This window comes from Propionivibrio sp. (assembly GCF_029255185.1).
GTDB lineage: Bacteria > Pseudomonadota > Gammaproteobacteria > Burkholderiales > Rhodocyclaceae > Propionivibrio.
Window position 1 is genome coordinate 46553 of record NZ_JAPUVO010000090.1, and the last position, 13608, is coordinate 60160.

Here is a 13608-nt window from a genome sequence, read left to right on the forward strand (position 1 = left end):
GCTACAACCGGGTCAGACCTTGATCTGCGCAGCAGTAGCGAGGGTAGGATTGATCGCCAGTTCAACAAATTTCTCGATCAGCAAGGCACGAAAATCGGCGTTGGCTGGCAAATCCAAGCCAAAAATCTTGTCCAGCGCCAGCAAGTGGTCGACGATGCTCGGGGCATCCGTGCTTAGCCTGGCGCGCGCCAGAATGTCGACGGCCAGCGGGTCATTGAACCCATCATCCGGCGTATAAGCCATCTTCACCGCGTAGTGCATCCAGGCGGCGATTGCCGTAGCGATCATCGGCGACGACAGGCCCTTGTCCAGGCGGTCGCGCAGCGGGGCAAGCAGGCGCTGCGGAAGCTTTTGCGAACCATCCGAGGCAATCTGTGCCGTGCGGTGCTTGAGCGCAGGATTGCGGAAACGCTGCTTGAGACTCTCCACATACTCGGCAGGATTAACGCCCTTGGGCGCGTCTAACACGTTACGGATTTCCACCCACAGCGGATCGAGGATAACGGTGATCAAAGGGAGTTGCATGGCATCGGCGACGGTTTCGCGTCCAGTCAGTTGCCCGAGGTAGGCAAGCGTCGAATGCGCGCCATTCAGGCAGCGCAGCTTCATGTTTTCCCAGCGCTCGATTTCGTCCGAGAAGATTGCGCCGCCGACGGTCCAGTCCGGGCGCCCCATGGTGAATTGGTCTTCGATGACCCACTGCACGAATTGCTCGGTAACTACCGGCCAGGCATCATCCAGACCAAGAACCTCCGCTACATGGGCACGATCGGCGTCGGTCGTGGCCGGCGTGATGCGGTCAACCATGGTGCACGGGAAACACACATTGGTTTTGATCCATAAGGCCAGATCGGCATCCACTTCACGTGCAAAGGCGAGGACTGCGGCCTTGGCCAGCTTGCCATTGTTCGGCAGGTTGTCGCAACTAAGAACCGTGAAGGGCAAGATACCCGCCGCCTTACGGTTCTTGAGCGCTTGCACGATCAGACCAAGAATGGTTTTTGGCGTTTCCGGCGCCGCCAGATCGGCGGCAATCGCCGGCGCTTGCAGTTGCAGCTTGCCGGTGGCCGGATCAAGGTAGTACCCCTTCTCGGTCACCGTAATGCTGACGATGCGGGTGCTGATGTCGCTCATCTTGGCGAGCAAGCTGTCGGCGTCTTCGACACCGCCGAAAACGCCGACAATTGAGCCGATGACCCGCACATTCTCGGAATCTGCACCCATCTCGGCCAGCGCATAAAGGAAATCCTGCGGGCCGAGCGCGTTCTTCATGTCCGCCGAGACTACTCCCGCACCGACGATGCCCCAGGCCAGATCACCAGAGGCCAACACCGCATCGGTAAACATCGCCTGATGAGCGCGATGGAAGGCGCCAATGCCCAGATGCACAATCGAGCCGATCACCTTGCTGCGATCAAAGGCCGGTCTAGCAACGGATGCCGGCAACTGGGAAAGACTCTTTTCACTAAGCCGCATACTCAGCTCCTCCTTCGGAATGGAAAGCCATCTGCGCGGAATACTCACCTCACCTCGCTGCCGCTGATCGCTGAGCGCTACCCCGAGCATTTCATTGACGACTGAAAGGGTTTGCACAGGCAGTGCATCGCGCTCAGTAGTTTAGATCTGCCTTGCCTTGATCCATGAGCATTCCAATCTACTAGTCGAACGGGACTTCAGTATGGCATAAGAAAACCGCCGAGAGGCGGAACCCATTTCTTTTGCGCTGATGGTGTGTGGAATACACACATGAACAGCAAAGACCTTTATATGGGTGTTGGTCTGGTGCAGAAAATTCTGAAACAGGCCGGGCTGAAATGAAAGGATGGCAAAGATGAGATACCCGATTGCAATTGAGCCTGGCGACGAGACACACGCCTTTGGTGTGGCCGTCCCCGATCTTCCCGGCTGCTTCTCGGCAGGCGACACCCTTGACGAAGCGATTGACAGCGCCACGTCCGACAAGGTGGAACGTGTCAATATAAGCCTTCCGGCACGGGTTCTGCGGCGGATTGATGCGCCGGCGAAATCGGCCGACGAGTCACGCTCCGGGTTTATTGCGAACTTGGCGCTACGGGCGTAAAAAACCGCCCGGGGGCGGCTTGTTGGCGGTGAATGTTTAGAAAAACTGCTTGGCGAAATTGGCAATGGCGATGGCGATTAGGATTCCCATCATCCAAGACAGTTTGTCGACCTTCGCATCGAGCACGGTGATATCAGCTTTGGTGGCGAGTGTCGAATCAAGCGCCTCCGAGAACGCGTCTTTCTGCGCCTCGGCAATGGCAGCCGCTTGTTCGCGGGTGAGCCCGGCCTTTTCCAGCCGTTCGGCAAACTTTAGCGTATCAAAGGTAACTGTACTCATGTGAAAATCTCAACGAACTGCCATGTCGCTCATTTTATACTTCAATTGCGATGTCGGCACCGATGAACTGTTGAAATCCAGCAATGACAGCAAACTCATCCCCGTTCGAACAGAGCAATCGACTCCACGTGCGAGGTATTGGGGAACATGTTGACCACCCCGGCGCCGCGCAAACGATAGCCTTTCTGGGTCACCAGAATCGCCGCATCACGCGCCAGTGTGGCCGGGTTGCACGAAACATATACGATGCGCAACGGCCCGTCCGGGCCGATAGCCTTCACCAGTGCGACAGCGCCTTCGCGCGGCGGGTCGATCAACATTCTGTCGAAATGGCCCAGTGCTGCCAGGGTTTCGTTCGTCGTTTCGAACAGATTGGCGACGCTGTAGTGCACGCGGCCGTGCAGGCCGTTGACCATGGCGTTCTCGGCCGCCCGCCGCAGTAACGCGGCACTCCCCTCAATGCCGACCACCTGTGCACCGGAGCGCGCAATCGGCAAGGTGAAATTGCCCAGCCCGCAAAACATGTCGGCAATCCGCTCGCCTGGCTGGGGATCGAGAAGCGCCAGCGCGCGACGAACCAGAACGCGGTTGATAGCAAAATTGACCTGCGTGAACTCGGTGGGCGAAAAAAAGTGCTCAATGTCAAAATCCGGCAAACGGTAGGAAAGCTGCGGCCCGTCCTTCGGGTAAAAACGGTAGGCCGTGGCCGGCCCATGGGGTTGCAGGTAGAACACGACCTTGTGCTGGTCGGCAAAAACACGGAGCAACTTCTCGTCGGTGGCAGTGAGTGGCTGCAGGATGCGCAGCACCAGTGCCGTCTGGGTCTCGCCAATGGCAAGCTCGATCTGCGGTAGGGCGCTGTTGATCGACAGGGCAAAAACCAGTTCGCGCAGGGGCAGCAGCAGCGCCGAAACATGTGGCGGCAAAATCTCGCACTGGCGCATATCGGCGACGAAGCTGCTTTTGCGCTCATGAAAGCCAATCAGCACCCCGCCCTGCTTCGACACACAATGGACAGACAGTCGAGCCCGCTGGCGATACGCCCAGGCGGCGCCGTAAATCGGCGCATAAAGCTGCTCGGCCTTGATTCGACCCAGATGCCAGAGGTTGGACTCGAGTATGCGCTGCTTGGCGGCGACCTGCGCGTCAGGCTCCAGATGCTGCATGCTGCACCCGCCGCAAACGCCAAAATGCGGGCACCTGGGCAGCACCCGATGCGGCGAGGCCCTCAGGATGCGTACCGTGCGCGCCACCTCGTAGCTCGGCTTCTTGCGCCAGGAAACATGCTCGACCAGCTCGCCGGGCAGGGCACCCTCGACAAAAATCGTCTTGCCCTCGAACCGCGTAATGCCGCGCGCATCGTGATCGAGCGATTCAATGATTCCGGTCGGCATGCCACGTCCCCAGGAAAAAGCGGGCCATTTTAGCGGTCTATGGCCGTTCGGCGAAATTGAAAAATACTATCAGCCGGACCATAACGACCGATCAGCATTTGCCGTTTGCCAGAAAAACCAGGGCGCCTGGTGACGTCAAACTGTGCCGAACGCAAGGACTGGCGCACCGTCCCGGCGACCGACCAGGTGGCAAGCGTGGCCCCGCTCACGGCCAGACGCGCCAGTGATTGGCACAGCGCGGGCGACCACAGCTCCGGATTTTTCGCCGGCGAAAAGCCGTCCAGATAAAAGGCGTCGACCGCCGTAGCAAGCCGGGGCAAAGTCTCGGTCGCGTCACCAAAATAGACGGTAAGCACCACCTGGCCACCTTCGAACTCAAGCCGATGCTCCCCCACTTCCAGCGGCGGCCAGTGCCGACGGAGCGCTTCAGCGAGCGGCGCGAACTCCGGCCAGGAAGCCTGTGCCTGTGCCAGATCGGCGGCATGAAACGGGTGTTTTTCCAGCGAGATGAAATGCAGCGTCTGACAACGCTGCGGGTCGCTTTGCCAGGCCAGCCAGGTGGCGAGAAAGTTCAGCCCGAGGCCAAAACCGGTCTCCAGAATAACGAAGCGCGCCCTGCCCCGCCAACGCCCCGGAAGCCCGTTCCCAGCCAGAAAGACATGCCGCGCCTGAGCGTGCCCCCCGGCCACCGAGTGATAGACATCGCCGTAGACTTGCGAAACGGGCGTGCCGTCAGCACCAAAGGTCAGGCGTGCGGGTTCAAGTGGCATCGATACTCGTGGCGGTGCTTCTCGGCCAGTGGCTGGTCATTCGCCAGAGCTGTCGTGAGCTTGCTCTTCCGCGCTGCTGATAACTGATAACTGTAGTGCGATGCTTGTACCCGGCGGCGGCGAGACCCGCATACTCCCTTTGCTGTCCGCTCCATCACTGTGAAAGTTCGATAACGACCGACTTGCCTGAGCGCCCACCAGCGGCACGCAACAAGGACTCGATGTCGGTGTTGTCGCTCTTCAAGGCCCAGTCAATCGCCGTATCCCCATTCTCGTTGGTAATCGCCGGATCGGCCCTGTTTTTCAAAAGCAGTTGGACGACTGCGATGTGTCCGAAGCGCGCCGCAAAAAATAGGGCCGTTGAACCGTTCTCGGTCTTCGCATCAATCTCGGCGCCGTGCTTGAGCAGGTAATCGACAATCTCGAGATGGCCATTGTAGGCGGCATAGGAGAGCGGCGGCCAGCCATAGAAATTGACCTCGGCTCCAGCTTCAACGAGACGCTTCACATACGCGAGTTTGCCTGTGTACGCCGCAATGCTGAGCGCCGTTTCGCCATTCCGGTTACGTATGTTGAGGCGCGCACGGCGTTGCAGCAAGTAATCAGCGAGTTCCGGAATGTCGCGCCGCATGGCCTGAACAAGCAGCGTGTTGCCTGCTCGATCAACCGTATTGACGTCCATTCCACGCTTGATCAGGTCAATGGCGGCAACAGAGTCGCTACGAATCAACGCTTCTTCCATTTCTTCATACGCACCCGCAGAGGCCAGCGCCGGGATCAGGAGGATTAGTAGAAAAGCAATTATTTTCATTGGCTTGTTTTCGTTCTGGCTTGAGGAAAAAGGCGGAAAAAATTGTTCGTTGTGGTCGCCGCGAGCTCTTCGATAGAAATGCCCCGCAAGCGGGCAATTTCTTCAGCAACGTGCTTGACGTAGCCAGGCTGATTGATTTTTCCCCGATACGGGACAGGGGACAGATAAGGCGAATCAGTCTCAATGAGCAGGCGATCGAGCGGAACTTGACGCGCGACATCCTTGACGGTCAGCGCATTCTTGAAGGTGACGATGCCGGAAAGCGAGATATGAAAACCTAGGTCCAGCGCCTTTTCGGCCACCTCCCAGGTCTCGGTGAAACAATGCAGGATGCCACCAACTTTTTCTGCACCCTCCTCTGACAGCAAGCGCAGCGTATCGGCGGTCGCCTCCCGGTTATGAATGACCAGCGGTTTTCCCGATTCAAGGGCGGCGCGGATATGGGTGCGAAAGCGTTCGCGCTGCCATTCCGGCGCATCTTTGTGCCAGTAATAGTCAAGACCGGTTTCGCCGATGGCGATGACTTTCGGATGGCGAGCCAGGGCGACCAGTTCAGCGACCGTTGGTTCGCGCACATCGGTCGCCTCGGGATGGACACCAACCGACGCCAGGATCTTGGGGTGCGCTTCGGCAAGCGCCAAAATGCGTGGCAAATCCTCCAGATTGACGCCGATGCAGACAGCACATCCGACATCGTTGCGGTGCATCAGATCAAGCAGTTGCGGGAGATTTTCAGAAAGATCCGGGAAGTCGATGTGGCAGTGTGAATCAACAAGCATCAGATTTCGATCACATGGTATGGGTCGGGCGGGTGGATTGCATTACGCCACCAAGGAGACTTTCGATCTTGCGCCGCGCCTCAATCCCGCTTTCGTCACTCTTGAAGTGCACGCCAATCCCCTGCGCCTTGCTGTTCTGGGCGCCGGCCGGTGTTATCCAGACCACGGTTCCGGCGATCGGCAGCTTGGCCGGGTCATCCATCAGCGACAGCAGCATGAATACTTCGTCGCCAAGATTGTAGGCACGCGTCGTCGGAATGAAGATACCGCCATTGCGCAAGAGAGGCATGAAGGCAGCGTACAACGCAGATTTCGAGTTGATGTTCAGCGACAACACACTCGGTCGTGACGCGGAGGCAGCGGCAGATTTGGAGACTGCTTCAGTCATATACGCCTCAGGAAGTGCGGAACAAGGCCGCGTAACTCAGGAAAAACTCCTCGAGGAAAAGGCGGCTGTTCAAGGGTTGTTCGCATTGCAGCTTGTATTGTATCGTTTTCCGGCTGAACGCCAACAAATTGGCGATATTGCTTGTGCTTGCCAGACGCTGTAGTGCTTGAGCATGCGCAAGAAAATAGCGCAGAGCCAGCCCCTCGCTGACTAGCGTCAGGTCGAAAAGCCACTTTTGCGACCACTCGATCATTCGCTTCAAGGGCGCCGGACGTTTCTCAGCTTTGATCACCCGATCGAGTGCCGCAGCGGCGGCCAGCGGGTCAAGCTTGCCTCCGCGCGACATCTGCGCAATCAAAGCATCGAGCAGTTCCCCCTCCCCGCTGCCGCCCAGCTCTACGGCCATCAGCGGCGAACCGCCAGCGAGCGCCAGCCAGTGCCCGGCATCACCGACCCCGGCCTGCACCAACCATTCTTCGGATCGACTTCGTGCCGGCTGCGCAACAAGAAGCGACTGACAACGACTGCGAATCGTCGGTAGCAAGCGTGATTGCTCACTAGAAACCAATATAAACAATGTACTTGCAATTGGTTCTTCTAGTGATTTAAGAAGAGAATTCGCCGTCGAACGATTCATCGCTTCGGCTGGATTGATCAGGATAACCCGGGCGCCGTGACGGTGCGTACCAATGTGCAGGAAGTCGTCCAGCGCACGAACCTGGGCGATGGTAATCTGTTGACTGGCTTTTTTCTTGCCACCTGCTTCGACCGTCTCGCCAGCTTCGCCCTCCCCCTCGGCCAGCGCATCGGGTTGCAGCAGGCGAAAATCCGGATGATTGCCTTGGGCCAGCCAACCACAGGCAGGGCACACGCCACAGGCTTCGGAAGACGCCGTCGGCGACTCGCAGAGCAGCGATTCGGCAAAACACCGCGCCAAGTCAAACTTACCTATCCCGCGCTGACCCGAAATCAGGAGGGCGTGCGGCAACTGGGCACGCCGTGCGCCCAATTGCGCCCAGGCTTCACTGTGAAGTTCTATTATCTTCATAAACAGTTGGTTATCACAGTTAATTCAATCTTATTCTTTATGTTTTCCAGCGTCTGATCGGCATTGATCACGATTATTCGCTGTGGCGCCTGTTCCGCACGCTCAAGATAGGCCTGGCGTACCCGCACATGAAAATCGGCATGTTCCTGTTCAAAACGATCGAGTGTTCGACCTTGGGCCGCAATGCGCTCGCCAGCGATTGCCGGGGGCAGGTCAAAAAGAAAGGTCAGATCCGGTTGCAGATGTCCATGCACCCACTGCTCAAGTTCGGCGAACTTTATTTTGTCCAGGCCGCGTCCGCCGCCTTGATAGGCGTAGGTCGCATCGCTAAAGCGGTCACAGACCACCCAGTCCCCCCGCGCCAGCGCCGGCTCGATCACTTGCGCCAGATGCTCACGGCGCGCGGCAAACATCAGCAAGGCCTCGGTCTCCAAATGCATGATTTCGTGCAGCAACAGTTCGCGAAGTTTTTCACCCAGTGGCGTGCCTCCCGGTTCACGGGTTGAAATAACCGTCAAACCACGACTAGCAAGAAGTGCAGCAACGCCAACAATATGACTGCTTTTGCCGGCGCCATCGATGCCCTCAAAGGTTATGAATTTTCCTCGTTTAGTATTCGAGGCATTATTCTTTTCCACACTCACTTCCCGATCCTCTGATAACGGTTGACTGCCTGATTGTGTTCTTCCAGCGTATGCGAAAACTGGCTGCTACCGTCGCCTCGCGCCACAAAATAAATCGCCTGACTGGCCGCCGGGTGCAGCGCTGCCTGCAAGGACGCCAGACCGGGCATGGCAATCGGGGTGGGCGGCAGGCCAGTGCGAGTATAGGTATTGTAGGGCGTGTCGGTAAGCAGATCACGTTTGCGCAGGTTGCCGTCGAATTTCTCGCCGACACCGTAAATGACGGCCGGATCAGTCTGTAAGAGCATGCCCTGACGCAGACGGTTGACAAAGACAGCAGCCACCAGCGGCCGATCCTGATCCCGTCCGGTTTCCTTTTCAACGATCGACGCCATGGTCAGGGCTTGATAGGCGTTCGCATAGGGCAGACCGGCGGCCCTTGCTTCCCACTCACGGGACAGATGGCGCTGCATGCTTCGATAGGCACGCTGCAACACATCAAGGTCCCTGCCTTGTTTGGCGAATAGGTAGGTATCGGGAAAGAACATCCCTTCTGCAACACCGTTCGGGGCGCCGATCAGGCGCATGATTTCTGAAGCCGGCAGTCCTTTGCTGTCGTGTCGAATGTCGGGGTGCGCGTCAAGTCGCTCACGCATCTGACGAAAGGTCCAGCCCTCAATAAAAGCAATCTCGGTCTGAGTCACGTCACCGCGCGTCAGCTTGTTCAGCAGATCGAACAGAGTGATGCCCCGAGTGATCTCGTAACTTCCGGCCTTGATTGACGTTTCGACTCGCAGCACTTTGCCAAGAACGGTGAGCAGCCAGGGATCAAATACCACACCGGCGCTGGCGATTTCTTTGGCGGCGGCGCGCAGGCCCTTGCCTGGCGTGATTTGAAAATCGACCTGTTCGCTCTTTAAGGTCAGTGGCGAAGAAGCCAGCCAGTAGAAACCGCCAGCCACGGCCAGTACAAGACACAGAGCAACAAGGATCAGATTTTTAAAAAGTTTAAGCATCGATCCTGCACGGCTGGAGTGCCGCAAGTCTGTAATTGGGGGGAGGAATGGAGCCGAACGCAGTGGCTATATAATAGCCGAAACCCGCATCAATGAACCGATGCACCACCGCCGTGTCGAATTCGCTCGTTCACAGCGTCTAAAGCCCAACTTGAAAGAAACTGACGGAAAACAATGAACTCCAACTGGCAAGACTTTCTCGGCGCATCCGGCGCTCATCTTAATCACGCAATGGTCAGCGATTTTGGCGACATCGACGCCGAGCTCGCTACCGCTCGCGATGCGACGATCATCGCTCCACTCCCTCATCTAGGCCTGCTCGAATGCACGGGTGATGACGCCAAGAGCTTCCTCCACAACCAGGTGACCAGCGACATCAATCACTTGGAATCCGCTTCTGCCCAGTATTCGTCGTGGTGTACGGCCAAGGGTCGGGTGCTGGCGAGTTTTCTTCTGTATCGTACTGACTCCGGCTATCTGGCCTTGCTATCTGCCGACCTGCTGGCCGTCATCCAGAAGCGTTTGCAAATGTTCGTAATGCGCTCCAAGGTGAAAATCACTGATCTTTCCAGTGGCCACGAAGCTATCGGTTTGTCCGGCCCTCAAGCCGAAGCGGCCTTGCACAGCGCCGGTCTGCCGGTGCCTGCCAAAGCCCTGGAAACGGCCGCTTTTACCGGCGGCAGAGTTATACGCCTTGACGATTCGCGCTATATCCTCATCGTCATCAGCGCAGCAGCGGCTGAACTGTGGACGAAGCTTGCTGCAAATGCCCGTCCGGCCGGAACACCGGTCTGGCACTGGCTTGACATTCGAGCCGGCATTCCGCTGATTACCGAGGCCACCAAGGAAGCGTTCATTCCGCAAATGACCAATTTCGACAAGATTGGCGGTGTCAGTTTCCACAAGGGCTGTTACCCTGGACAGGAAGTCGTCGCCCGCACACAGTACCTCGGCAAAGTCAAACGTCACCTCTACCGCATACACACGACCAACGTCATTGCCGGTGGTGACGCGATCTTCGCCCCAGTGAACCCAGAACACCCCTGCGGCATGGTCGCCAATGCGGCGCCCGCACCCGGTGGAGGCTATGACGCGCTGGCAGTCATCCAAGAAACTTTCGTTGCCACCAACGACCTTCAACTCGGCGTTCCGGGTGGGCAACGCATGGTTCGTGTGACGCTGATTTGAAACGTCTTAACCACAACGAACACCACGAAAAGCAAAGACCTCTATTGATTCTTCGTTGCGTTCGTTGTGGTCAACTTTCAGAAATTTCTACCGACGTATAAATCGGCACCCGGTCGAAGAGTTCAATAACGTCGGCATTGCGCATACGGATGCATCCGTGCGATCCGGGAACGCCCAGCGTTGCCGTATCCGGACAGCCGTGGATGTAGATGTAGCGGCGCATGGTGTCGACCTGCCCCAGCCGGTTGCGCTCCGGCTCACACCCTGACAGCCACAGGATGCGCGTGAGAATCCAGTCGCGTCCAGGGAAGGCAGCAGCGAGTTCCGGCGAATAGACTTCTCCGCTTGGACGGCGCGCAACAAAGACAGTGTTTTCCGCTTGCCCGGCGCCGATCCGGGCGCGGATCAGATGCCTCCCGCGCGGCGTACAGTAGCTATCACACAATTCCCCAGCACCCTTGGTGGCTGTGGACACCGAATAATGGCCCAGCGCCTGCCCGGCGCCGTCAAACAAAGTCAAGGTCTGGTGGGCGATTGAAATATGGATATGCACGCTCATTGCTCTCGTTTGGCGCGACGACCGGCAAAAAAACTGGACAGCAACTGGCTGCACTCCTCGGCCAGGACACCACCCACCACTGCAGTATGGTGATTCAGACGTTCAACGGCAAACAGATCAACGACGCTGCCGTGCACCCCGGTCTTCAGATCGCGGGCGCCGTAGATCACCCGGGAAATCCGCGAATGAAGAATGGCCCCGGCGCACATTGCGCAGGGTTCCAGCGTGACAAAGAGCTCGCAGCCAGGCAGCCGGTAGTTCTCCAGTCGGCGTGCCGCGTCGCGCAGGGCAGCAATTTCGGCGTGGGCGGTCGGGTCACTTTCGCCGATCGGCGAGTTGAAGCCACGTCCAACGATGACGCCCTCGCGCACCACCACAGCGCCCACCGGCACTTCGCCGAGACACTCGGCAGAGCGCGCCAGCGAAAGCGCTTCGCGCATGAAATAGTGATCGTTCATCGGGCGATTCTACCTTACCGGTTTAAGCTCCGCTGTTTGACCGCACCCTGAACGCCGAGGATACTGCGGGTTGTTGATTTTCAGAGCTCCCCCCGACATGCTGTCAAAACTCAAGCGTTCGACCAAACGCCTGCTGGCGCTGCTGGCCATTCTTCCGGCGACCGTGCTCATTCTCGGCACCATTTACATGCTCGGCATGGAGCATCTGGAAGGTGCCCCGCGCACCTTTCTGCAAAGCCTCCAATGGGCCTCCGAAACGCTCACCACGACCGGTTACGGCGGCGACAGTCACTGGAACCACCCGGCCGTCGCATTGTTCGTCATTCTCGGCCAGTTTATGGGGCAGTTCCTGGTTTTCCTGATTTTTCCGATCTTCGTCCTACCTTACTTCGAAGAACAGTTCGAGGTTCGTCTACAACATGTGCTGCCACCGATGGCCGGCAAGGTGTTGTTCTACCGTTACGGTCCAGCAATCGAATCCCTGCTTGAAGAATTCAATCGTACGGACAGCCCCTTCGTCATTTTTGAAGAGGACATGACCCTGGCGCGCAACCTGCGTGACCGTGGCTACAACGTGGTTTTTGGCAAGCTGGCCGAAGATTCATCGGTACTGATGCGTGTCAAACAGGCGAAGGCGGTGGTCACCAATGCCGGTGATCACGGCAACGCGACGTGCGCGCTGATTGTCCGTGAATTTGGTTTTAGCGGCCCGCTCTATGCGTTGGCTGACGACCCGCTGTACCGGCCGCCGATGCTGCAAATCGGCGCCACCGACGTGTTCACCCCAGCGCATGTCCTCGGTGCGGCGTTAGCTTCGCGCGCCAGTACGCGCATCAGTCCGCCGGCTGAAGGCATGCATCTGCTTGGCACCAAGGTCGGCATGGCCGAATTCCGTGTGCGCGAGGGAAGCCCTCTGGCCGGCCAGCGGCTTGGTGACCTGCATCTGCGCCAGCAACATGGAGTGTCGGTCATCGGCCAATGGTATGCGGGTGTTTTCACAACGACCAAGGGGCCAGAAACCCGCATCGAATCGGGGGCAATCCTCGTCGTAGTCGGCACGCCCGCCAATCTGGAAAAAGTCGAACGCATGGCCATGCCGATTCGCCGCACCGGCCCCATCGTGCTGGCAGGCTACGGTTCAGTTGGACGCAAGGTCATTGAAATGCTGCATGACGCCAGTGAAAACTGCATCGTGATTGACCGGATAAGCACGCCAGGGGTCGATGTCGTCGGCAACGTACTTGAACAGGGAACGCTCAGACAGGCCGGCGTGCGCGAGGCAAGCGCTGTCATTCTGGCCTTGGGCGATGACAGCGAATCGGTGTTCGCCACTGCCGTGGTGCGCGACTACGCCCCCGGGGTGCCCCTCATCGTGCGTGTTATTCGGGCGCCGAATACGACCCGACTTTACCGTTCTGGCGCTGACTTCGCCATTTCCGTTGGTCAGGTGGCTGGCCAGATTTTGGCCTATCATCTACTGGACGAACAAATCATTGCCGTCGAAAACCGTATCAAATTCAGCCGCTTGAGCGCAGGCACCCTAGCCGGCTCGCATCCGTGGCGCAGCGAGGCGCTCGAACGAACAGGCGCCAAAGTCGTTGCCGTCGAGCGCGCAGGCGAAGTGATTGTCGAATTTGACGACGTTTTTTTGGTGCGACCCGACGACATCCTCTTCGTCTGCGGCTCGATCAGCAGCCTGGATCGCTACCAGTTGGCGTTCCAGGCCACAACGACGATAGAAGTTCGCGCCTGAGGTACGGCGGCCACCTGACTGGCTATCGAGCCAGTCGTGCCAAGCTTCAAGCGCTAAATCCAGTAGATATAAGGTTCTTCTGTCCGTAAGCTGCAATGCCGAATGCGGGGAGCGTTTTTAACCAAAGCCAGGTAAACACGGTAATGCATGGTTGTGAATGGAAGCGGATGGTGCAGAAGATATCAGCCCCGTTTTTTTGTTCTCTGGAGAGTGACAAGTTCTCCCCCTTCAGATCGTTTCTTTGGCGAGTCGGAGATTGGATAGTTCTGTTCCCAGCTCGATCCATCGGTCGATGAGAAGCTTCATGCGTTCGTAGTTTTTAAGTTGTTTGCGGATCGCTGGCAAATCCTTCTTCTTGACGAATTTACTACTGCTTTTTCCCTTCCGGGTGTAACTCACTTGGTAGTAGGGGCCGTGCTTTTCCGGGGGCGATGCCTTGCAGCGGCAGCCGGGTGTGCCACA

16 protein-coding genes are annotated in these 13608 nt (G+C 57.8%); 3 read left to right on the top strand and 13 right to left on the bottom strand.

Features of this window, described 5'->3' with window-relative positions:
• Window positions 1-12: 12 nt before the first annotated feature.
• Complete coding sequence (locus Q1J43_RS06820; RefSeq protein WP_301101674.1) at window positions 13-1476, bottom strand: mannitol dehydrogenase family protein; 1464 nt, start codon at window positions 1474-1476, stop codon at window positions 13-15.
• 355 nt (window positions 1477-1831) lie between these two features.
• Between Q1J43_RS06820 and Q1J43_RS06825 the strand changes: the two genes are divergently transcribed.
• Complete coding sequence (locus Q1J43_RS06825) at window positions 1832-2080, top strand: type II toxin-antitoxin system HicB family antitoxin (RefSeq protein ID WP_301101676.1); 249 nt, start codon at window positions 1832-1834, stop codon at window positions 2078-2080.
• Between the two features lie 36 nt (window positions 2081-2116).
• Here Q1J43_RS06825 and Q1J43_RS06830 read toward each other — a convergent pair whose 3' ends face one another.
• The 9 genes from Q1J43_RS06830 to mltG all read right to left on the bottom strand — a co-directional run bounded on the left by Q1J43_RS06830 (window position 2117) and on the right by mltG (window position 9188).
• Window positions 2117-2359, bottom strand: a complete 243-nt coding sequence (locus Q1J43_RS06830) for a hypothetical protein (protein WP_301101677.1) — start codon at window positions 2357-2359, stop codon at window positions 2117-2119.
• A gap of 95 nt (window positions 2360-2454) precedes the next feature.
• Complete coding sequence (gene rlmD / locus Q1J43_RS06835; protein ID WP_301101678.1) at window positions 2455-3753, bottom strand: 23S rRNA (uracil(1939)-C(5))-methyltransferase RlmD; 1299 nt, start codon at window positions 3751-3753, stop codon at window positions 2455-2457.
• Between the two features lie 29 nt (window positions 3754-3782).
• Window positions 3783-4523 carry a tRNA (5-methylaminomethyl-2-thiouridine)(34)-methyltransferase MnmD gene (gene mnmD / locus Q1J43_RS06840; protein WP_366141857.1) on the bottom strand — a complete coding sequence of 247 codons (741 nt, stop codon included), beginning with the start codon at window positions 4521-4523 and terminating at the stop codon, window positions 3783-3785.
• Window positions 4524-4677: 154 nt separating this feature from the next.
• Window positions 4678-5334, bottom strand: a complete 657-nt coding sequence (locus Q1J43_RS06845; RefSeq protein WP_301101679.1) for an ankyrin repeat domain-containing protein — start codon at window positions 5332-5334, stop codon at window positions 4678-4680.
• Window positions 5331-6113, bottom strand: coding sequence for a TatD family hydrolase (locus tag Q1J43_RS06850; protein ID WP_301101680.1), 783 nt, complete (start codon window positions 6111-6113; stop codon window positions 5331-5333). The genes Q1J43_RS06845 and Q1J43_RS06850 overlap by 4 nt, the downstream gene beginning before the upstream one ends.
• A 10-nt stretch (window positions 6114-6123) precedes the next feature.
• On the bottom strand, window positions 6124-6501 hold the full coding sequence (locus Q1J43_RS06855) for a PilZ domain-containing protein (RefSeq protein WP_301101682.1): 378 nt from the start codon (window positions 6499-6501) through the stop codon (window positions 6124-6126).
• A 7-nt stretch (window positions 6502-6508) separates the two neighbouring features.
• The gene (holB, locus tag Q1J43_RS06860; RefSeq protein ID WP_301101683.1) at window positions 6509-7549 is read right to left on the bottom strand and encodes a DNA polymerase III subunit delta'; all 1041 of its coding nucleotides are present in this window, start codon (window positions 7547-7549) and stop codon (window positions 6509-6511) included.
• Window positions 7546-8193, bottom strand: a complete 648-nt coding sequence (gene tmk / locus Q1J43_RS06865; RefSeq protein ID WP_301101684.1) for a dTMP kinase — start codon at window positions 8191-8193, stop codon at window positions 7546-7548. Before tmk ends, holB begins: the two co-directional genes overlap by 4 nt.
• Window positions 8190-9188, bottom strand: coding sequence for an endolytic transglycosylase MltG (gene mltG / locus Q1J43_RS06870; RefSeq protein ID WP_301101685.1), 999 nt, complete (start codon window positions 9186-9188; stop codon window positions 8190-8192). Before mltG ends, tmk begins: the two co-directional genes overlap by 4 nt.
• Before the next feature lie 174 nt (window positions 9189-9362).
• On the opposite strand from mltG, the gene Q1J43_RS06875 reads away from it, so the two are divergent.
• Window positions 9363-10376 (top strand): folate-binding protein, encoded by a 1014-nt coding sequence (locus tag Q1J43_RS06875; RefSeq protein ID WP_301101687.1) that lies wholly within the window; start codon window positions 9363-9365, stop codon window positions 10374-10376.
• Window positions 10377-10446: 70 nt separating this feature from the next.
• Here Q1J43_RS06875 and Q1J43_RS06880 read toward each other — a convergent pair whose 3' ends face one another.
• On the bottom strand, window positions 10447-10929 hold the full coding sequence (locus tag Q1J43_RS06880; protein WP_301101696.1) for a L,D-transpeptidase: 483 nt from the start codon (window positions 10927-10929) through the stop codon (window positions 10447-10449).
• A gap of 2 nt (window positions 10930-10931) precedes the next feature.
• Complete coding sequence (tadA, locus tag Q1J43_RS06885) at window positions 10932-11393, bottom strand: tRNA adenosine(34) deaminase TadA (protein ID WP_301101689.1); 462 nt, start codon at window positions 11391-11393, stop codon at window positions 10932-10934.
• Window positions 11394-11463: 70 nt separating this feature from the next.
• On the opposite strand from tadA, the gene Q1J43_RS06890 reads away from it, so the two are divergent.
• The gene (locus Q1J43_RS06890) at window positions 11464-13146 is read left to right on the top strand and encodes an NAD-binding protein (protein WP_301101691.1); all 1683 of its coding nucleotides are present in this window, start codon (window positions 11464-11466) and stop codon (window positions 13144-13146) included.
• 228 nt (window positions 13147-13374) lie between these two features.
• Here Q1J43_RS06890 and Q1J43_RS06895 read toward each other — a convergent pair.
• A partial coding sequence (locus Q1J43_RS06895) for a DUF6788 family protein (RefSeq protein WP_301101692.1) occupies window positions 13375-13608 on the bottom strand: 234 nt, incomplete at its 5' end.

Bases quoted from the DNA above. Each gene is read 5' to 3' on its own strand.
- Q1J43_RS06820 (WP_301101674.1), bottom strand. From the start codon at position 1,476: ATGCGGCTTAGTGAAAAGAGTCTTTCCCAGTTGCCGGCATCCGTTGCT.
- Q1J43_RS06825 (WP_301101676.1), top strand. From the start codon at position 1,832: ATGAGATACCCGATTGCAATTGAGCCTGGCGACGAGACACACGCCTTT.
- Q1J43_RS06830 (WP_301101677.1), bottom strand. From the start codon at position 2,359: ATGAGTACAGTTACCTTTGATACGCTAAAGTTTGCCGAACGGCTGGAA.
- rlmD (WP_301101678.1), bottom strand. From the start codon at position 3,753: ATGCCGACCGGAATCATTGAATCGCTCGATCACGATGCGCGCGGCATT.
- mnmD (WP_366141857.1), bottom strand. From the start codon at position 4,523: ATGCCACTTGAACCCGCACGCCTGACCTTTGGTGCTGACGGCACGCCC.
- Q1J43_RS06845 (WP_301101679.1), bottom strand. From the start codon at position 5,334: ATGAAAATAATTGCTTTTCTACTAATCCTCCTGATCCCGGCGCTGGCC.
- Q1J43_RS06850 (WP_301101680.1), bottom strand. From the start codon at position 6,113: ATGCTTGTTGATTCACACTGCCACATCGACTTCCCGGATCTTTCTGAA.
- Q1J43_RS06855 (WP_301101682.1), bottom strand. From the start codon at position 6,501: ATGACTGAAGCAGTCTCCAAATCTGCCGCTGCCTCCGCGTCACGACCG.
- holB (WP_301101683.1), bottom strand. From the start codon at position 7,549: ATGAAGATAATAGAACTTCACAGTGAAGCCTGGGCGCAATTGGGCGCA.
- mltG (WP_301101685.1), bottom strand. From the start codon at position 9,188: ATGCTTAAACTTTTTAAAAATCTGATCCTTGTTGCTCTGTGTCTTGTA.
- Q1J43_RS06875 (WP_301101687.1), top strand. From the start codon at position 9,363: ATGAACTCCAACTGGCAAGACTTTCTCGGCGCATCCGGCGCTCATCTT.
- tadA (WP_301101689.1), bottom strand. From the start codon at position 11,393: ATGAACGATCACTATTTCATGCGCGAAGCGCTTTCGCTGGCGCGCTCT.